Below are 18,494 nucleotides of genomic sequence, written 5' to 3'. Positions count from 1 at the left end.
CCGACAGGGGAGGGGTGGGGCATGCCACGGCAAGAGCGCCCCGGAAGCGACGGCGAGCACTTGGTGCAGCAGAGGCTCGGTACGACCGAGCGCGCCGATCGATTCTACGGGGACCAGGTCCTGGACCATCTGAACGTCCGTATGCAGGAGTTCGCGGCCCGGCAGGAGATGTTCTTCCTGGCAACGGCCGACCGGCACGGCGAATGCGATGCGACGTTCCGGGCCGGACCGCCGGGGTTCGTCCAGGTGCTCGACGCCCGGACGCTGGCGTACCCGGAATACCGTGGCAACGGTGTCATGGCGTCCATCGGCAATATCTCGGAGAACCCGCGCCTGGGCATCCTGATGGTCGACTTCACCCGCGACCGCATCGGGCTGCATATCAACGGCCGGGCGCGGGTCGTCATGGACGAGGAAATGCGGGCGCACCACTCCGGTCTGCCGGTCGACCCGGTCCCCGGCCGGCGGGCCCAACTGTGGGTCACCGTCGAGGTCGAAGAGGCGTACATCCACTGCGCCAAGCACATTCCACATCTCCAGAAGATCCCGGCGCAGCAGCGCGGCGCGCGGGCCTGGGGCACCGACGACGTCAAGCGCAAGGGCGGCGACTTCTTCGGCTCGGCGGCGGAGGCGGGTCAGCGGCCGCCCTTCCGGCGCGCGGAGCGCAAGAACGAGCACCTTCGGGGCGGACTGCACGAGGACACGGACGACGCGGTGTATCAGGGTGCGGCTCCGGCGTACGGCAGCGATCCGGCGTACGGGGGCGGCACGGCCCCTGCCCCACGGGTCGGTGCCGCGTACCCCGGCGCGCCCCCTGTCCCGGGCCGGGACGACTTCGTGGAGGAGCTGAACGCGGAGTTCCTCGACCGGGTCGAGCGAGTGCTCGCCCGTGCCCAGCCCCGTCGGTCCGCGGAGGACGGTCCCGCATTCCGCGGATGGTTCGACCGGCGCGACGGCTGACCCGGCGCCCGCCTCCGGGGCGGGCACTGCGGGCTCCGCTCAGCCCAGATCGGGGGCGTGCATGGCCCACACGCCCTCGATGTTGCCGTCGAGGTAGTGCCGCAGCGACAGCGGTACGACCTCGACGGAGGCGATGCCGACACGGGTGAAGGGGACCCGCACGATCTCGTACTCCCCGCAGGGTTCCTCCACCTCGGGGCCGTGCCGGCGTGAGAGGTCCATCGAGTCGAGCCGGCAGACGAAGAAGTGCTGGACCTTCACGCCGTCCACCCCGCCGTCGCTGAAGTGCTCGACGGTGTCGACGAAGACCGGCACCACGTCCTTGATCTTCGCGCCCAGCTCTTCGTCCAGTTCACGGTGGAGAGCGTCGATGACGGTGGCGTCCTCGGGCTCCACGCCGCCGCCCGGAGTGATCCAGTACGGGGCCCGGCCCGGCTTGGTGCGCTTGATCAGAACGAGGTCCGCGCCGTCGAGCAGAATCGCGCGGGCGGTGCGTTTGACGACTGGCCGTACGTTCATAGGGGACAGATGCCGCAGTCACGGCCCGGTGAAACCCACGCCCCTCGGTCACCAGTCGACAGCGGTTCGCAGCAGCCACTCATGCGCCCGGGCAATATGCGGCAGACCGAGCGTCCCGGTCCGTACGGCCAGGAAGTATGTCCGCAGCGGGGGCACCGGCGGGTCGAGCAGGGCCACGACGGCTCCGCTTTCCAGTGCTCCGGCGCACAGATAGCGGGGCAGCACGGCCAGCCCCGCGCCGGCCGTCACGCAGGACAGCACCGCCCTGAGGTCCGCAGCGATCACGGCGGCTGACGCGGCGGGCTTGGCGTCGAAGACCGCGGACCAGTAACGGGCGATCAGCGGCAGGCTTTCGTGGACCTCGATGAGCGGCACGGGGTCCAGCACGCGGACTCCCCCGGCCTGCAGCACCGTGCTGCCTCCCAGCTCGGCGGCCCAGTGCGGGGCGGCGATCAGTACATGCTCCTCGTCGCAGAGCGGGGTGGCGGTCAACAGCCCGCCGCGCGGCCGGGTGGTGGTGACGGCCAGATCGTGGTGGCCGGCGGCCAGGCCGGTCAGCAGCTCCTCCGCGGGGCCGAAGGCGGTGCGTATGGACAGGCCCTGGGCGATCAGCGGGGTCAGCGCCGGGAGCGCGCGCTCGGCGAGGAACTCCGGGGGTCCGGCGAGATGGAGAGTGCGGGTGATGGAGTCCCGGTCCAGGCCGGCCTGTGTGATCTCGGTGAGCGCGTCCAGGTGCGGTGCGACTTTGTGGGCGAGTTCATCGCCGATGGTGGTGGGGGTGACGCCACGGGCGTAGCGGAGGAAGAGAGGGCGGCCCAACTGGCGTTCCAGTGCCCGGATTTGGCTGGTCACCGCGGGCTGGGAGAGGCCGAGCAGCGCCGCGGCGCGGGTGAAGGAGCCGGCTCGGTGCACTGTGACGAAGGTGCGCAGCAGAGCCAGATCCATCGCGTACCTCCTGCGCCTCTCGGAAGCCTGGTCGCGGGCCAACTATAAATTTGTCGATAGGGCTGTGTCGCTAGCGTGATTGGACAATGACGCTCAGTCAACTAGCCTTGTTCGAGCGGTTCGTTTCACGTGGAACATCTGGTTTCACGTGAAACGCGTGGACTCGGGGCCATGTGGAAACCGCAGGCCGGCAGGGTGACGAGGGGGGATACCCTGCCGGCCGACCTCATGCCACTTCCCGTGCGCGGGTGTGGGGCACGCGCCGCTTGTTCGACGCGTTCTCCTGCTTCGCTTCATCCCGGTCATCCGCTCAGTTCTGTGCGGCCGCGACCAGTGCCCGGATGACATCCGCGACCAGATCCTCCGGCTCCTCGACGCCGACCGAGAAGCGGATGAAGCCCTCCGGCACGGCGTCACCGCCCCAGCGGGCGCGTCGCTCGGCGCTGGACCGTACGCCCCCGAAACTCGTGGCATCGTCCACCAAGGTCAGCGCGTCCATGAAGCGCTCCGCGTAGGCCTTGTCGGGCAGCACAAAGGACACCACGGAGCCGAAACGGCCCGGGCGCATCTGCCGGGCGGCGAGCTCGTGGGACGGGTCGGACGGGAGGCCCGGGTGACGCAGGCCGGTGACCTCGGGACGGTCGGCCAGCGCCGTGGCCAGCGCCAGCGCACCCTCCGACTGCTGGCGGACGCGCAGCGCGAGGGTGGCCAGCGAACGATGCGCGAGCCAGCTCTCCATCGGGCCGGGGATCGCGCCCACCGTCTTGCGCCACAGCCGTACGGAATCGGCCAGCGCGGCATCGCGGGTGCTGGCATACCCCAGCAGGACATCGCCGTGGCCGGTCAGCGCCTTGGTGCCACTGGCGACCGAGAAGTCCGCCCCGAGGTCGAGCGGCCGCTGGCCGAGCGGGGTGGCGAGGGTGTTGTCGACGGCCACCAGCGCGCCGCGGCGGTGTGCTTCGTCGGCCAGCCGCCGGATATCGCAGACATCGAGGCCGGGGTTGGAGGGTGTTTCGATCCACAGCAGCCGGGCGCCGTCCAGCACATCGAGCTGTGCGTCGTGTGCGGTCGGAGCGGTACGGACCTCGATGCCATAGCTCTCCAGACGGGTGCGGACGGCCGGCAGCAGCTGGTATCCGTCGCTGGGGAGCACCACGGCGTCGCCGGTGCGCAGCTGGGAGAAGAGGACGGCGGTGATCGCTGCCATTCCGGAGGCGAAGGCGACGGTATGGGTGCTTTCATCCGGTGATTCGAGCTCGCCGATGGCCTGTTCCAGACGGGTCCAGGTCGGGTTGGCGTCGCGGCCGTAGGTATACGGGCCGACCGCATCGCCGGGGAGGTGGTAGTGCGCCGCGAACACCGGACCAGGGAGGGGCGGCTCATAGGCCTCGGGCTCCGGAAGCCCGGCGCGTACGGCGCGGGTGCCGTCGCCGGTCATGCGCTCTCCTTTTCCTGGTGCGGTTCCTGCGCTCGGTGCCGGCCGGTGTCATGCCCGGGTGCGGGGGCGGTGGCCACGCTGCGGGCCGTGATCGCGGCCCGGACCGCTGCCAGCAGGCCGTCGCTCGCCGCCTCGATCATCTCCAGGCACTCCTCGAAGCCGGCGAAATCGCCGTAGTACGGATCGGGAACGTCGAGGTCGCGGAGGAGGTCGGGGCCGGACGTACGGCCGGGCACCGGCCCCGGCCCTGCCTCTGCCGCTGCGCCCGTCCCGTACGAGCGCAGCAGGCGGATCTTGGAGGCGTCCCGCACGGTCGGGGCCAGGTCGCGCAGCTCGCGCAGATGGCCGGAGTCGAGCGCAATGACCAGGTCGAGGTGGTCGAACCACGAGGCGTGGAACTGCCGGGCGGTGTGAGCGTTTTCATAGCCGCCCGCGCGCAGCACGGCGACCGTGCGCGGGTCGGCTCCATCGCCCTCGTGCCAGCCTCCGGTCCCCGCGCTGTCGACCTCGACCAGGCCGTCGAGCCCGTCCTCCGCGAGGCGGGCGCGGAAGACGGACTCCGCCATCGGCGACCGGCAGATGTTGCCGGTGCAGACGAAGCAGATGCGGAAGGGAACGGGCAAGGGTCAGTCCTCGTCGGGAAGGATCACGTGCGTCGCCCACGCGACGATGGAGATGATCACGCCGCCGAGCAGTGCCGTCCAGAAGCCGTCCACATGGAAGGCGAGGTCGGCCTTGCCGGCGAGCCAGGAGGTCAGCAGCAGCATCAGCGCGTTCACGACCAGCGTGATCAGGCCGAGGGTGAGGATGAACAGGGGGAAGGACAGCAGCTTCACCACGGGCTTGACCAGGAAATTGACCAGCCCGAAGATCAGCGCGACGAGGACCAGGGTGAGTATTTTGCGGCCGGTGTTCTCACCGGTGAGCGTGATGTCCTTGAGCAGCCAGATAGCCACGGCAAGCGCCGCGGCGTTGGCGATCGTCTTGACGAGAAAATGCTTCATGGTGAGATCGTCGCAGACGAGTCTGAATCATCAGAGGGGTGCGATCGGCATGAAGGCTTTCAGACTGGATGAGCTGGAAGCGGAACGGGCCGCGAACGACGGTGCGTATCTGCAGTTCCTCCGGGAACGCAACATGTCGGTCGGGCTGTATGCGCTGGACGCCGGCAGCACCGACCCGCAGCAGCCGCACGCCCAGGACGAGGTGTATCTCGTGGTCAGCGGCCGGGCGGCGATCACCGTCGGCACGGAGACCCAGTCCGTGGCCCGGGGCAGTGTGGTCTATGTGCCGGCCAGGGTGCCCCACAAGTTCCATCACATCAGCGAGGACCTCCGGGTGATGGTGGTCTTCTCTCCTCCTGAGAGGTAAGGGTCTGACCCCGGGACCCGTAGGGGAAGGGTCAGGGGAGAGCCGGGGCTGCGAAGCCCCCACGGCCGCGGTCCGCGTCCTAGCATCGTTGGTGCAGGGGGAACCGGAGGTGTGAGGCGACAGACACGCCGCACGCGGACGGCGACACCACCGCGACAACAGCGCAGCAGACGGATGGCGCGGTACGGACAACGACAGCGCGACAGACAGAAAGCAGGGCAGAGCAGTGGCTGGTAAGGGGATATTCGCAGGACTTCCGTGGTGGGTCACCTGGGTCGTGGTGCCCGTCGTCCTGATCGTGGTCTTCGGCGGACTGATCACCACGGCGCTCGGCTTCCTGATCAGCGTGCTGTTCAAGGTCCTCATAGCGGCAGCTCTGATCGCCGGAGTCATCTATCTCGTCCGCAGGACCAGTGGCTCGTCCTCGTCCTCATCGAAGGGCGACTGGTAGGCCGCAGGCCTCCCACCGACCGGCTCCCGTGCCCGCTGCGAGCGGACCCGGGGGGTCGGCGTTGGCGATCGTGAACGGCAAATGATCCTCCCGCCCCCGTCGGCGTCCGGCCCGGAGTCGGGTGCCGGCAACGGGCCCGGATCCCGACGTGCCGGCCGTGACGGGTCGGAGTAGGTACCGCCGTCTACTTCGCCGTCTACCGAGAGGGTGATATTGAGGCGGTGACGGTCGCCGACGGCCCGGAGTAGCCATCGGCGGAGGAAAGGGCCGGCTTCCGTGCCGCCGCACCGCCCACGTGATCGGGCAATGTCTGCTCGCGCAGTTTGACGAGGCATCGAACAAAGAGTGTCTAGCCCGCCGCACCGTCCAGCCGATATCGCCCTTTTCTGTGTGATCTGAGGGCGAATTGCCGCACCGTTTGGATACGGTGCGTGGCAACCTCCGGGCTTTCGGGTGTCAGAAATATGCCCAGGGCACGGCGTTCTCGGCTATCCCGGTCCCGGTCGAGGCGGTCGCCGCGGTGTCGGCGGTTTCTCTGTCCGTGGGCGAACTGCATCGATTGCGGTCCGTTACAGACCGACTACGAAGAATGGCGGAGGCGTCACTAACGACACTCGCCTTCTCTGTCAGTATCTGGAAACTCACTCCTTGTGATCTGCTTGCGCCTGGCAGACGATGGCGCCAATAGGGCTACGGGCGATGCTTCCCGGCCATCTCCGATCAAGTGCGGGGCAGTGGTTGATGACCGACACAGTTCAGGCAGAAGTGATCATGAGCTTCGTCGTCTCGGAAGAGCTCGCGTTCCGGATTCCGGTGGAGCTGGATTTCGCCAGCGCCGATCCGTACGCCGTCCGCCTCACCTTCGATCTGCCCGGCGATGCGCCCGTGACGTGGGCGTTCGGTCGAGAGCTGCTGCTGGACGGGCTGAGTCGGCCGTCCGGTGAGGGTGATGTGCGTATCGAGCCGGCCTCCCCCGCGCACCTCAGCGATGTCTTCATCAGCCTTCAAGTCGGCGCCGAGCGTGCGCTGTTCCGGGTGAGCGCGGCGCCGCTGGTCGCCTTCCTGGACCGTACGGACCGGCTCGTACCGCTGGGCAAGGAAGAGGTCTGCGACACCCTGGAGGCTGTACTCGACCGGATCCTCACGGAGGCACCGGCCGGCTGACCCCGACCCCGGACGGGCCGTTCACGACGGTGTCGTACCGGGTGCGCCGGTCATCCCGCGTACCCGTGTGCTCCGCCCCGCCGTACCGTCTGCCCTTCCTCGCACCTGTCCCCGTGCCCCCGCTCCGCTCACGGTCTGCATTGCCTGCCGGACCGGCCCCGAGTCCCGTCACCGCTTACGGCGCCTGCCGCGTCCCCCGCGCCGGCCCGGCCGGGACTCCGTGGCGCCCATCGGCACGTCGGCGCCAACCCCGACTCCGGAACCCGCCCCGGAGCGCTGTCCGGCTCCTGCCCCGCCGTCACTCCCCACCGCGCCCTGTCCCTTCCGGTCCGCCGAGACGACCAGGGCCGCCAGCAACGTCGTCAGCGGCACTGCGGCGACCAGTCCGATGCTGCCCACGAGCGTGCGGATGATCTCCTCCGCGACCACCTCGCTCGTGGCGACCGTGCCGACGCTGCTCTGTGCGATCGAGAACAGCAAAAGCAGCGGCAGCGCGGCACCCGCGTAGGCCAGTACAAGGGTGTTGACGACGGACGCGATGTGATCCCGGCCGATCCGCATCGCGGCGCCGTACAGCTTGCGCCAGCCGGCGGCCAGGTCCGCCTCCTTGAGCTCCCAGACGGCGGCGGTCTGGGTCACCGTCACATCGTCGAGCACACCCAGTGACCCGATGATGATCCCCGCGAGCAGCAGGCCGCGGATCTCGATGTCGGGGTACAGGCCGTGCACCAGCCCGGTCGTTTCGTCCGTATTGCCGGTCAGCAGCGCCCAGTTGATGAACACCGAGCCGAGCAGCCCGATCAGCAGCAGTGAGGCGAGGGTGCCGAGCACGGCCACCGACGTACGGGCCGTCAGCCCATGACACAGGTACAGCGCGATCAGCATGATCGCGCTTCCCCCGACCACCGCCACCACCAGCGGATTCGAACCCTGCAGGATCGCCGGGAGGATGAACAGCGTCAGGACCGCAAAGCTGGCCGCCAGTGCCACCAGCGCCAGGACGCCACGCAGTCGGCCGACGATCACCACCGCGAATGCGAAGATCGCAGCCAGCACCCACATCGGGAGCGTCCGGTCGACATCGCTGACCGAATACTGCAGATCCTTCGGCGCCTTGGGGGAGTACGCCACCACCACGTCCTGGCCGGTGGTGTAGTGGCGCAGGGCGTCCGGCGTCACCACCGTCTGGAAGGTGCGCCCGGCGTTCTCTCCCGTGGTGACTTTGATCGTCGTCTGCTGGCAGGGCTTGCCCTTGGCCGCTCCCCCGGCCGGTGGCTGCCCTGTCGGAGACGGTTGTTGGGGCTGCTGCTCGGCATGGACATCCGCACAGTTCACCTCCGCCACCTTGATGACTCGGGCCCGCTCCGTGGGCTGGTCGAAGCCGACGCCGGACGGCTTGTGGGGTGGCGCGCCGCCCGGCCAGAGCACGACGAGACCGACCGCCACCGCGGCCGCGAAGGGGATCAGCACCGCCGCGATGACCTTGCGCAGATGCCGGGAGACGGGCGTGGCAGGGCCATGGCTGTGCGCATGTGAGTGCACGGCGGAATGGTGGTGGGACTCGTCAGGGCTCACCGCTAGATCATCGCAAGAACTCCTGGGGCCCCCTGTTCACTCCGCCACATCGGCCGCTACCGTGGTGCCACCTTTGCAATCGCGGGAGCTCGGAGCACCGGGCTGAGAGGGCGCTGACCTTCGTCCCAGCGGCGTTTCACGTGAAACGCCCATGGATGGAAGCCGCTGCGTCGACCGCCGAACCTGTTACCGGGTAATGCCGGCGTAGGGAGTTGGGTCTTATGACTCTGCAGGATGCACACACGCCCGAAAACGGAAACGGTGCCAGCGGCAGCAATGAGCCGCAGATTGGCTGGCACAAGGGCTATGTCTCCGGATCGCGCCCGGACCTTCGCGTCCCCGTCCGGCGGGTGCACCTCACCAACGGCAAGGACGTGACGCTCTACGACACGTCAGGGCCGTACACCGACCCTCAAATCGATACCGACGTCCGCCGTGGTCTGGCGCCGCTGCGGGAGAACTGGATCATCGCCCGCGGCGACACCGCGGAGTACGCGGGCCGACCCATGCGGCCGGAGGACGACGGCCTCAAGCACACCTCGCCGCGCGGCGGTCTCAAGAACCTCGATGCGGTCTTCCCGGGCCGCCCCCGCCAGCCGCGCCGTGGCCGTGACGGCGCCGCGGTCACCCAGCTCGCCTACGCCCGGCGCGGCGAGATCACCGCGGAGATGGAGTACGTCGCCCTCCGCGAGAACGTCACGCCCGAGTTCGTCCGCGATGAGATCGCGGCCGGCCGGGCGGTGCTGCCGTCCAACATCAACCACCCGGAGATCGAGCCGATGATCATCGGCAAGAACTTCCTGGTGAAGGTGAACGCCAACATCGGCAATTCGGCGGTCACTTCCTCCATCGAGGAGGAGGTGGAGAAGATGACCTGGGCGACCCGCTGGGGCGCCGACACGGTGATGGACCTCTCCACCGGCCGCAACATCCACACCACCCGGGAATGGGTGCTGCGCAACTCCCCCGTCCCCATCGGCACGGTCCCCCTCTACCAGGCGCTGGAGAAGGTCGACGGCAAGGCCGAGGACCTGACCTGGGAGGTCTACAAGGACACCGTCATCGAGCAGGCCGAACAGGGCGTCGACTACATGACGGTGCACGCCGGTGTGCTGCTCCGCTATGTCCCTCTGACGGCCCGCCGCAAGACCGGCATCGTCTCCCGCGGGGGCTCGATCATGGCCGCCTGGTGCCTGGCGCACCACAAGGAGTCGTTCCTCTACACGCACTTCGAGGAGCTCTGCGAGATCCTCGCCTCGTACGACGTCACCTACTCGCTGGGTGACGGCCTGCGCCCCGGATCCATCGCGGACGCCAACGACGAGGCGCAGTTCGCGGAGCTGCGGACGCTCGGCGAGCTGAACACCATCGCCAAGCGGCACGGCGTACAGACCATGATCGAGGGCCCGGGACATGTCCCGATGCACAAGATCAAGGAGAACATCGACCTCCAGCAGGAGATCTGCGAGGAGGCCCCGTTCTATACGCTCGGCCCGCTGACCACCGACATCGCGCCCGCCTACGACCACATCACCTCCGGTATCGGAGCAGCGATGATCGCCTGGTGGGGCACCGCGATGCTCTGCTACGTCACGCCCAAGGAACATCTGGGCCTGCCGGACCGCGACGACGTCAAGACCGGCGTCATCACGTACAAGATCGCGGCCCATGCGGCCGACCTGGCCAAGGGGCACCCGGGCGCCCAGGAATGGGACGACGCGCTCTCCGACGCCCGCTTCGAGTTCCGCTGGGAGGACCAGTTCAACCTGGCCCTCGACCCGGACACGGCCCGCGCCTTCCACGACGAGACGCTGCCCGCCGAGCCGGCGAAGACGGCCCACTTCTGCTCGATGTGCGGCCCGAAGTTCTGCTCGATGAAGATCAGCCAGGACATCCGCCGCGAGCACGGGGGTGACCTGTCGATCGACCCCGAGGCGGGGATGGCCGAGAAGTCGAAGGAGTTCGCGGCGGCGGGTAACCGCGTGTATCTGCCGATCGCGGACTAGCCGTCGTTCGGACGCCTCCGTGTGAAGGCCTCTGCCGAAAAGGCGGGGGCCTTCCGCCTGCCCGCCCCGGGGCCGGCAGGCGGCCCCGTGACGTGCAGGGCGCCGGGCAGGCCCTAATCCGGCTGGTGGTCCGGTCCCCCGTGATCCGGGCTGGTGAAGTCCGGGCTGGAGTAGCGCGGGCGGGACCCCGAGGAGCCGTTGTCGGGGCTGGTGAACTCGGGGCGGGTGTAGCCGAGGGTGGGGATGCGGCTCTCGGACGGCGGGGTGCGGCGGGGGACATAGCGGACCGGGTCGTCGTCCGGAGTGGCCGTGGGGTCGGCAAGGGCCTCCCGGAGAAAGGGCAGCACGCCGCGCTCCAGGAGGGCGCGGCGCCACACCTCACGCGCGTGGTCCAGCGCCTTGCCCAGTTCGCCGGCTCTGGCGGCCTGGGCGGACGAGCCGTTGCGCAGCGCCGTGATGACCAGGCCGGCCATCGCGACAAGGGTGCCTGCGGCGGTCAGTGCCGCGAATATCCAGCCGACGCTGATCAGCGGCTGCGCCAGCGACTTGTCGGGGCTGATGGCACGCAGCACATAGCCGATGAGGAGGAAGAGGACCGCGGCGATGCCGGCGAGGACGGGCGCGAGGACGGCGACCATGGCGGTGAGTCCGGCGCCGGTGGTTTCGGCCTCGCCCAAGGCCGTGGCACTGGCCGGTCCTGAGCTCCCGTCATCCCCCACGCTCTGCTCCTCGCCGTCCGCTTCGGCGCGGGACGGTGCGGGTGTCGGTGCGCGCAACTCGGCGCGGAGCTCTACATAGCGTTGATATTCGGCCGTGGCGCACGCGGCGATGGCGGTGGTCGCGCTGAGCGCCATCGTCCGCAACTGCTCGGTATTGAGATGGTTTCCCGCGACGGCGGTGAAGTCGTCCGGGCGGTATTCGGCGGTGCGCAGCGCCTCATCAAGGATCCGCGCAAATTCCGCGCGGTCCTCGTTCAGCAGGTGCGGAGCGCTGTTCATGTGGATCCCCCGATGCTCCGTAGGGCCGTACGGCCGGCGTTGGCCGGGCAGTGGGCGGAAACGGAGGAGAGCCTGCTACGGATAGTCCGATGGTAGAGCGACTCCGGCGCAGGGTGACAGAGAGTTTACGGAATTTGAGTAATGCCACGACCGGTTTCCGCCCGTACCGTCCCCCGACGGCGTGCCGGCCGCCCGCCGTCCGGCTGCCGCACGCCTGCCCCGATAACGCTCAGCCAGTCAGCGGAAGTTGAACGACCAATAGCTTTCCGGCCATCGTGATACCGCCGTCCATGGCGATGGCCAGACCGTCTGCGTAGACGTGCGGACCGTCGACCGCGACGCCCTCGCTCTCGCTGTCCTCCGTGCCCACCTCGCCCAGCAGATAGGGGATCGGGCTGTGGCCGTGTACGACACGGTCGCCACCGTAGGCGTCGAGGAGTTCGCGTACGGCGTCCGAGCCGGCCTCGTCGCGGAAGGCGAAACGCTTGGTGAACTTGCGGAACAGATCCCAGACTTCGTCCGCGTCGCTGCGGGTGAGCACGTCGTGGACGGTGTCATTGACCGCCTCGATGGAGTCGCCGTATTCGAGGTAGGCGGTGGTGTCGGAGTGCACGAGCAGATGCCCGTCCTCCTCCATCACGGCGTCCAGGCGGGCCATCCACTGGAGGTGGTGGTCCTCCAGGCGGTCCATATCGGTCTTCTGACCGCCGTTGAGGAGCCAGGCCGCCTGGAAGGAGGCGGTGCCGGCGCCGGACTGCACGGGGGTGTCGCCGAACCGCTTGGCGCCCAGCAGCAGGAGTTCGTGGTTGCCCATCAGGGCCTTGCAGTAGCCGCCGGCCGCGGCGGCCTCGGCGGAGAGCTGCATGACGAGGTCGATGACGCCGATGCCGTCCGGGCCGCGGTCGGTGAAGTCGCCGAGGAACCAGAGCCGGGCGTTGCCGGCTGCCCAGTTGCCGTCGGCGTCGATCAGGCCCTCGGCGGCCAGCGCCTCGCGCAGCTCGTCGTAGTAGCCGTGCACATCGCCGACGACGTACAGCGGGCCCATGCCCTCGGGCGCGTCGGGGTCCTGGGCCGGTTCGGGCACCGGGACGACGGCCGGGCGGTCGATGAGGGTGTCCGTACGGCCGGACTCGATCACCGGGAGGTCGCGCGCGGTCGGCGTGTACTCCTCGGGCAACTCGGCCGGCGGGGCGGCGGGCGGCACCACGGGGGGCGCAGCCGGTGGCGCGGCAGGAGGCGCGGCCGGGGTGCCGGCGGGAAGGTCGAGCGGCGGGCCGGCAGGCGGCACGGGGGACCCGGCGGACGCGCCGGAGGGCACTCCGGGTGGCGGAACAGACGCCGGAGTTTCTCCCGCCATGGTCCACACCATGGGTCCCTGACTGGCCCCCTGAGTCATCGACCCCTCCACCGTCGCGCCGCCGTGCACCTCTCGGACCTTTGCCTGGTCGACGGCGGTCCGCGGTGTCGTGCGCCCATCATAGGAATGCCGATCGCAGGTTGTGACGCACCCGGGGGTGGTCAATCCGCCGAAGCCCGGCATTCGCGGTGGGTTTCTCCCGTGATCACCCTGTTTTTTCCTCGTAGAAGTGATCACACAGTCGCTCGTATGTGGGAGCACGATCAGTCGCCGGTGGGTCCTCGTGGTGGGCTGACGGTCGTTCTGGGCGAACGTCGCTGCGACGAGGCCCGGATGATCAGGTCGGTCGGTATCACCTGTTCGACGGGCCGGCCGTTGTCGAGCCCCTCGATGGCGTCGATGAGGATCTGCACGACGGCGGTGCCGATGCGGCGCGGCTTGAGGGACAGCGTGGTGACGGGCGGCTCGGTGGCGGCGTAGAGGGTGGACTCGCTGCAGCAGACCAGTAACAGGTCCTCCGGCACTCTCAGGCCGTAGCGCCGGGCGGCGGCGAGCAGATCCGTGCCGTTGGGGTCGAAGAGCCCGTAGACGGCATCCGGGCGGTCCGGGCGGGCCAGCAGCCGGTCGGCGGCGACGGCTCCCGCGCACGGGTCATGTGCCGGGTAGGACTCGTACACCGGATCCTGGCCGACCCGCTCGCACCAGTGCAGATAGGCGGTGGTCGACAGGCGGGTGTAGGTGTCGGTGGTGTTGCCCGTGAGCAGCCCGATGCGACGGGCGCCGGCGTCGGCGAGATGGTCGAGCAGGCCGAGGACGGCGGCCTCGTGATCGTTGTCGACCCAGCCGGTGACGGGCAGCGCGCCGCCGGGGCGGCCGTCGGAGACCACCGGGATGCCGTGCCGGACGAGCTCGGTGACGACGGGGTCGCCGTCGGCGGGGTCGATGACGACGGTGCCGTCCAGGGCGACGTTGGACCACACGTCGTGGCGGGAGGTCGCGGGGAGGATGACCAGCGCATAGCCGCGGGCCAGGGCCGCGGAGGTGGCCGCTCTGGCCATCTCGGCGAAGTACGCGAATTCGGTGAAGGTGAAAGGTTCATCCCCGTACGTGGTCACGGTCAGGCCGAGGAGCCCTGACTTGCCGGTACGGAGGGTGCGGGCGGCTGCGGACGGGCGGTAGCCCAGCCGGTCGGCCACCTCGCGGACATGGCTACGGGTGGCATCCGGAAGCCGGCCCTTGCCGTTGAGCGCGTCGGAGACAGTCGTGATCGACACACCGGCTGCGGCGGCCACGTCCCGGATGCCCGCCCGCCCCAGCCGGCGACCGGTCGACCGGCTCACCTGGTGCTTCCCTGCTGCTGTCATGGCGAGCCGATAGTAGGGCTCATTAGGGCCATTCGCGGGGCTTGGCCGACAGCTGTGAAGAGGTACGTTTCTGCATGGTAGGGAGCCGTCAATTCTCGGGAAAACAAAGGGAGTTGGCACAATAGGTGATCATTCTGGGGGAGATGTGGTGCCTTCATCTGTCGATCGGTTCAGGTCTCGAAGCGGTCTCAAGTCACCTTGACGGGGGATGCGCGCCACGGCGTAAGCCACCGGCGCACGCCGGATTGGACGGCGCCCCTCTGAGGCTCTGCGCGGGGCTTCCCGGTAGCGGGCCGGGGTGCGTGGGTGAGCTCGGCGGCGGGCCGGGACTGCCGCCGAACGGGTCAATCCTCATAAGGTGTGCAGTATTGGAGAAGAGCAGGACGGTCGAGGAGGACCTGCGGTGAGCGAGAAGACCCCGAAGCTGCGTGCTGCGCTGGACGGCGTTCCCACCTACAAGCCGGGGCGGCCGGCGGCGACCGGCGGCCCCGTCACGTACAAGCTGTCCTCCAACGAGAACCCCTATCCGCCGCTGCCGGGAGTCCTGGAGAGTGCGGTGACCGCCGCCGGTTCCTTCAACCGCTACCCGGACATGGCCTGCACGGGCCTGATGGCGGAGCTGTCCGAGCGGTTCTCGGTACCGGTGGAGCATCTGGCGACCGGCACCGGATCGGTGGGCGTGGCCCAGCAACTGGTCCAGGCGACGTCCGGGCCCGGCGATGAAGTGATATACGCCTGGCGGTCGTTCGAGGCGTACCCGATCATCACCCAGGTCTCCGGCGCCAGGTCCGTCCAGATCCCGTTGACCTCCGGTGAGGTGCACGACCTGGATGCGATGCTCGCCGCGATCACCGACCGGACCCGGTTGATCTTCGTCTGCAACCCGAACAACCCCACCGGCACCGTCGTGCGCCGTGCGGAGCTGGAGTCCTTCCTGGACCGGGTGCCGAGCGATGTGCTGGTGGTGCTGGACGAGGCGTACTGCGAATTCGTGCGCGATCCCTTGGTGCCGGACGGCATCGACCTCTACCGCGACCGTCCCAATGTGTGTGTGCTGCGCACCTTCTCCAAGGCGTACGGCCTGGCGGGACTGCGGGTCGGCTTTGCGGTGGCCCATGAGCCGGTGGCCGCGGCGCTGCGCAAGACGGCGGTGCCGTTCGGTGTGAGCCAGCTGGCGCAGGAGGCGGCGGTCGCGTCGCTGCGCAGCGAGGCGGCGCTGCTGGAGCGGGTCGATGCGCTGGTGGCCGAGCGGGCGCGGGTGGTGGACGGCCTGCTGGGGCAGGGCTGGACGGTTCCCGAGTCGCAGGCGAACTTCGTCTGGCTGCGGCTGGGGGACCGTACGACCGACTTTGCGGCGGCCTGCGAGCGGGCCGGGGTGGTCGTGCGGCCGTTCGCCGGCGAGGGCGTACGGGTGACGATCGGCGAGAGCCCGGCGATGGACCTGTTCCTGCAGGCCGCGGAGGAGTTCCGCAAGGCGCTGTAAGCCGCCGTCGGACGTGGCACCGAGGCCGTGGGTCTGCTGACCTGCGGCCTCGGGTCGTATGTGGCCGGATCTGATCCCCGCTGCGGGCGGTGACCAGGGTGCGGGGGCCGCCGTGGAGGGGGCCCGGGACGTTGCGGGGGAAGGCGTCGCGCGCCTTGGATTCCGGCGTGACCGCAGTCACGTACCCCCCACAGAGAAGGCTGAGGAGCGGTAGGAGATAATTGCTTGTGAATGTGAACGCGTTCACAAGCGCGCCTGTTATGTGCCCCTTTGCGGGGTTCAAATGGGGCACTGCGGTAGTGCAACGGCGACGTAAGGAGCACGGCATGGAACTGGCGTTGGCGCCAGAGACTCTGGCGCGATGGCAATTCGGCATCACCACCGTCTACCACTTCCTGTTCGTCCCCCTGACGATCTCCCTCGCCGCTCTGGTGGCCGGACTGGAGACCGCATGGGTACGCACGGGCAAGCAGAAGTACCTCAAGGCCGCCAAGTTCTGGGGCAAGCTGTTTCTGATCAACATCGCGATGGGTGTCGTCACCGGCATCGTCCAGGAGTTCCAGTTCGGTATGAACTGGTCCGCCTACTCGCGATTCGTCGGTGACGTCTTCGGTGCCCCGCTGGCCTTCGAGGCGCTCATCGCGTTCTTCTTCGAGTCCACCTTCATCGGCCTGTGGATCTTCGGTTGGGACAAGCTGCCGAAGAAGATCCATTGCTTCTGCATGTGGATGGTCTCGATCGGCACGATCCTGTCGGCGTACTTCATCCTCGCGGCGAACTCCTGGATGCAGCACCCGGTCGGCTACAAGTACAACGCCGCGAACGGCCGTGCCGAGCTGACCGACTTCTGGAAGGTGCTGACCCAGGACACCACCCTGGTCGTCGTCTTCCACACGCTGACCGCGGCCTTCCTGACCGGCGCCGCGTTCATGGTCGGCATCGCCGCCTTCCATCTGATGCGCAAGAAGCACATCACGGTCATGCGGACGTCACTGCGGCTCGGGCTGATCACGCTGGTCATCGCGGGCATCCTCACCGCGGTCAGCGGCGACTCGCTCGGAAAGGTCATGTTCAAGCAGCAGCCGATGAAGATGGCCGCCGCCGAAGCGCTGTGGGACAAGGAAGAGCCGGCGCCGTTCTCGGTCTTCGCCTACGGCGATGTCGACAAGGGCCACAACACGGTCGCCATCGAGATCCCCGGCCTGCTGTCCTTCCTCGCGCACAACGACTTCACCTCGCCGGTCCCCGGCATCAACGACGTCAACAGGGCCGAGCAGCAGAAGTTCGGGCCCGGTGACTACCGGCCCAACATCCCGGTCGCCTACTGGGGCTTCCGCTGGATGATCGGCTTCGGGATGTCGTCGTTCGCCATCGGGCTCGCCGGGCTCTGGCTCACCCGTAAGAAGTTCTGGCTGGCCCCGGGGCTGCGGACGGGGGACGAGGAAACACCGCACCTCGCGCTCACCAAGAACAAGGTGCTCGGTGCCCGCCTGAGCAAGTGGTACTGGTCGCTCGCCTTCATCACCCTCGGCTTCCCGCTCATCGCGAATTCGTGGGGCTGGATATTCACCGAGACGGGCCGCCAGCCCTGGGCCGTCTACGGCGTGCTGCGCACCTCGGACGCGGTGTCCCCGGGTGTCTCGCAGGGCGAGGTGCTCACCTCGATGATCGTCTTCACCGCGCTCTACGCGATCCTCGCCGTGGTCGAGGTCAGGCTGCTGGTGAAGTACATCAAGGCCGGACCGCAGGAGCTCACCGACTCCGACCTCAACCCGCCCACCAAGATCGGCGGCGACAGCACGGACGCCGACCGGCCGATGGCCTTCTCGTACTAGGAGGCGACTGTGCAACTCCACGACGTCTGGTTCGTCCTTATCGCCGTCCTCTGGACCGGGTACTTCTTCCTCGAAGGATTCGACTTCGGAATCGGCATCCACACCAAGCTCCTCGCCCGCGACCGGCGTGAGAAGCGCGTACTGATCAACACCATCGGCCCGGTCTGGGACGGCAACGAGGTCTGGCTGATCAGCGCGGCCGGTGCGACCTTCGCCGCCTTCCCCGACTGGTACGCCACCCTCTTCTCCGGCTTCTATCTGCCGATGCTGCTGATCCTTGTGTGCCTCATCGTGCGCGGGGTCGCCTTCGAGTACCGCCACAAGCGGACCGAGGAGCACTGGCAGCGGAACTGGGAAAACGCGATCTTCTGGACCTCGCTGCTGCCCGCGGTGCTGTGGGGTGTCGTGTTCGGCAACATCGTGCATGGCGTCAAGATCGATGCTCACAAGGAATATGTGGGCAGCGTCCTCGATCTGCTGAACCCCTACGCGATCCTGGGCGGGCTGGTCACGCTGACGCTGTTCACCTTCCACGGTGCGGTGTTCGCCTCGCTGAAGACGACGGGCGACATCCGGGAGCGGGCGCGCAGGATGGCGACCGTCCTCGGACCGCTGACCGCGGTGCCGACGGTCGGCTTCCTCGGCTGGACCCAGGCCGACAAGGGCGACAGCAGCAGCCTGATCGCCATGATCGTCGCGGTGGTCGCGCTGGTCGCGGCACTCGGGGCCAATAAGGTCGGGCGCGAGGGCTGGGCGTTCGCGTTCTCCGGCGTCACCGTCGTGGCCGCGGTCGCGATGCTGTTCCTGTCGCTCTTCCCGAACGTCATGCCGTCCACGCTGAACGAGAGCTGGAGCCTCACGGTCGGCAATGCCTCGTCCAGCCCCTACACCCTGAAGATCATTACGTGGTGTGCCGGTTTCGCCACACCGCTGGTGATGCTCTACCAAGGGTGGACGTACTGGGTGTTCCGCAAGCGCATCGGCACCCAGCACATCGCCGATGCCCACTAGCTGAGTCGCCGCCCTCT

Annotated in this window: 17 protein-coding genes and 1 riboswitch; of the genes, 8 read left to right on the top strand and 9 right to left on the bottom strand. The window is 68.5% G+C overall.

The genetic code is table 11. From position 1 onward, the window contains the following. The first annotated feature begins 21 nt into the window (after positions 1-21). Entirely contained in the window at positions 22-960 is a 939-nt protein-coding gene (locus ACGFWI_RS03720) for a pyridoxamine 5'-phosphate oxidase family protein (protein WP_393904263.1), read from the top strand. Between the two features lie 39 nt (positions 961-999). Here ACGFWI_RS03720 and ACGFWI_RS03715 read toward each other — a convergent pair whose 3' ends face one another. The 5 genes from ACGFWI_RS03715 to ACGFWI_RS03695 all read right to left on the bottom strand — a co-directional run bounded on the left by ACGFWI_RS03715 (position 1,000) and on the right by ACGFWI_RS03695 (position 4,866). Further along, entirely contained in the window at positions 1,000-1,479 is a 480-nt protein-coding gene (locus tag ACGFWI_RS03715; RefSeq protein ID WP_393904262.1) for an NUDIX domain-containing protein, read from the bottom strand. Between the two features lie 48 nt (positions 1,480-1,527). Then, complete coding sequence (locus ACGFWI_RS03710; protein WP_393904261.1) at positions 1,528-2,424, bottom strand: LysR family transcriptional regulator; 897 nt, start codon at positions 2,422-2,424, stop codon at positions 1,528-1,530. A gap of 310 nt (positions 2,425-2,734) precedes the next feature. Beyond that, the gene (locus ACGFWI_RS03705) at positions 2,735-3,862 is read right to left on the bottom strand and encodes a cystathionine gamma-lyase (RefSeq protein ID WP_393904260.1); all 1,128 of its coding nucleotides are present in this window, start codon (positions 3,860-3,862) and stop codon (positions 2,735-2,737) included. Next, positions 3,859-4,485: a low molecular weight protein-tyrosine-phosphatase gene (locus tag ACGFWI_RS03700; RefSeq protein ID WP_393904259.1), complete on the bottom strand. Its 627-nt coding sequence runs from the start codon at positions 4,483-4,485 to the stop codon at positions 3,859-3,861. The genes ACGFWI_RS03705 and ACGFWI_RS03700 overlap by 4 nt, the downstream gene beginning before the upstream one ends. Before the next feature lie 3 nt (positions 4,486-4,488). Further along, the gene (locus ACGFWI_RS03695; RefSeq protein ID WP_393904258.1) at positions 4,489-4,866 is read right to left on the bottom strand and encodes a phage holin family protein; all 378 of its coding nucleotides are present in this window, start codon (positions 4,864-4,866) and stop codon (positions 4,489-4,491) included. A gap of 49 nt (positions 4,867-4,915) precedes the next feature. Here ACGFWI_RS03695 and ACGFWI_RS03690 point away from each other — a divergent pair, with 49 nt between their 5' ends. The 3 genes from ACGFWI_RS03690 to ACGFWI_RS03680 all read left to right on the top strand — a co-directional run bounded on the left by ACGFWI_RS03690 (position 4,916) and on the right by ACGFWI_RS03680 (position 6,848). After that, on the top strand, positions 4,916-5,233 hold the full coding sequence (locus tag ACGFWI_RS03690) for a cupin domain-containing protein (RefSeq protein WP_393904257.1): 318 nt from the start codon (positions 4,916-4,918) through the stop codon (positions 5,231-5,233). A gap of 226 nt (positions 5,234-5,459) precedes the next feature. After that, positions 5,460-5,684 (top strand): DUF5326 family protein, encoded by a 225-nt coding sequence (locus ACGFWI_RS03685; protein ID WP_393904256.1) that lies wholly within the window; start codon positions 5,460-5,462, stop codon positions 5,682-5,684. Positions 5,685-6,425: 741 nt separating this feature from the next. Continuing rightward, positions 6,426-6,848 (top strand): SsgA family sporulation/cell division regulator, encoded by a 423-nt coding sequence (locus ACGFWI_RS03680; protein WP_088798884.1) that lies wholly within the window; start codon positions 6,426-6,428, stop codon positions 6,846-6,848. Positions 6,849-7,016: 168 nt separating this feature from the next. On the opposite strand, the gene ACGFWI_RS03675 is transcribed toward ACGFWI_RS03680, so the two are convergent. Then, positions 7,017-8,423 carry a YibE/F family protein gene (locus tag ACGFWI_RS03675; RefSeq protein WP_393904255.1) on the bottom strand — a complete coding sequence of 469 codons (1,407 nt, stop codon included), beginning with the start codon at positions 8,421-8,423 and terminating at the stop codon, positions 7,017-7,019. 71 nt (positions 8,424-8,494) lie between these two features. Further along, positions 8,495-8,651, top strand: a riboswitch (TPP riboswitch). Here ACGFWI_RS03675 and thiC point away from each other — a divergent pair. Further along, positions 8,645-10,429 carry a phosphomethylpyrimidine synthase ThiC gene (gene thiC, locus ACGFWI_RS03670; protein WP_393904254.1) on the top strand — a complete coding sequence of 595 codons (1,785 nt, stop codon included), beginning with the start codon at positions 8,645-8,647 and terminating at the stop codon, positions 10,427-10,429. (Overlaps the previous riboswitch by 7 nt.) A 113-nt stretch (positions 10,430-10,542) precedes the next feature. Here thiC and ACGFWI_RS03665 read toward each other — a convergent pair whose 3' ends face one another. The 3 genes from ACGFWI_RS03665 to ACGFWI_RS03655 form a co-directional block, all read right to left on the bottom strand. After that, positions 10,543-11,427 carry a hypothetical protein gene (locus ACGFWI_RS03665; RefSeq protein ID WP_393904253.1) on the bottom strand — a complete coding sequence of 295 codons (885 nt, stop codon included), beginning with the start codon at positions 11,425-11,427 and terminating at the stop codon, positions 10,543-10,545. A 229-nt stretch (positions 11,428-11,656) separates the two neighbouring features. Next, entirely contained in the window at positions 11,657-12,784 is a 1,128-nt protein-coding gene (locus ACGFWI_RS03660) for a metallophosphoesterase (RefSeq protein WP_393904252.1), read from the bottom strand. 263 nt (positions 12,785-13,047) lie between these two features. Next, entirely contained in the window at positions 13,048-14,148 is a 1,101-nt protein-coding gene (locus ACGFWI_RS03655) for a LacI family DNA-binding transcriptional regulator (protein WP_393904251.1), read from the bottom strand. A 403-nt stretch (positions 14,149-14,551) separates the two neighbouring features. On the opposite strand from ACGFWI_RS03655, the gene hisC reads away from it, so the two are divergent. The 3 genes from hisC to cydB all read left to right on the top strand — a co-directional run bounded on the left by hisC (position 14,552) and on the right by cydB (position 18,477). Further along, positions 14,552-15,631, top strand: coding sequence for a histidinol-phosphate transaminase (hisC, locus tag ACGFWI_RS03650; RefSeq protein ID WP_393904250.1), 1,080 nt, complete (start codon positions 14,552-14,554; stop codon positions 15,629-15,631). A 326-nt stretch (positions 15,632-15,957) separates the two neighbouring features. Continuing rightward, positions 15,958-17,466 (top strand): cytochrome ubiquinol oxidase subunit I, encoded by a 1,509-nt coding sequence (locus ACGFWI_RS03645; protein ID WP_393904249.1) that lies wholly within the window; start codon positions 15,958-15,960, stop codon positions 17,464-17,466. A 9-nt stretch (positions 17,467-17,475) separates the two neighbouring features. Beyond that, positions 17,476-18,477 carry a cytochrome d ubiquinol oxidase subunit II gene (gene cydB / locus ACGFWI_RS03640; protein WP_393904248.1) on the top strand — a complete coding sequence of 334 codons (1,002 nt, stop codon included), beginning with the start codon at positions 17,476-17,478 and terminating at the stop codon, positions 18,475-18,477. Positions 18,478-18,494: the final 17 nt, after the last annotated feature.

This window comes from Streptomyces sp. NPDC048434 (assembly GCF_043200375.1).
In the GTDB taxonomy this organism is placed as follows: domain Bacteria; phylum Actinomycetota; class Actinomycetes; order Streptomycetales; family Streptomycetaceae; genus Streptomyces.
This window is presented reverse-complemented; position numbering and strand designations above follow the sequence as displayed.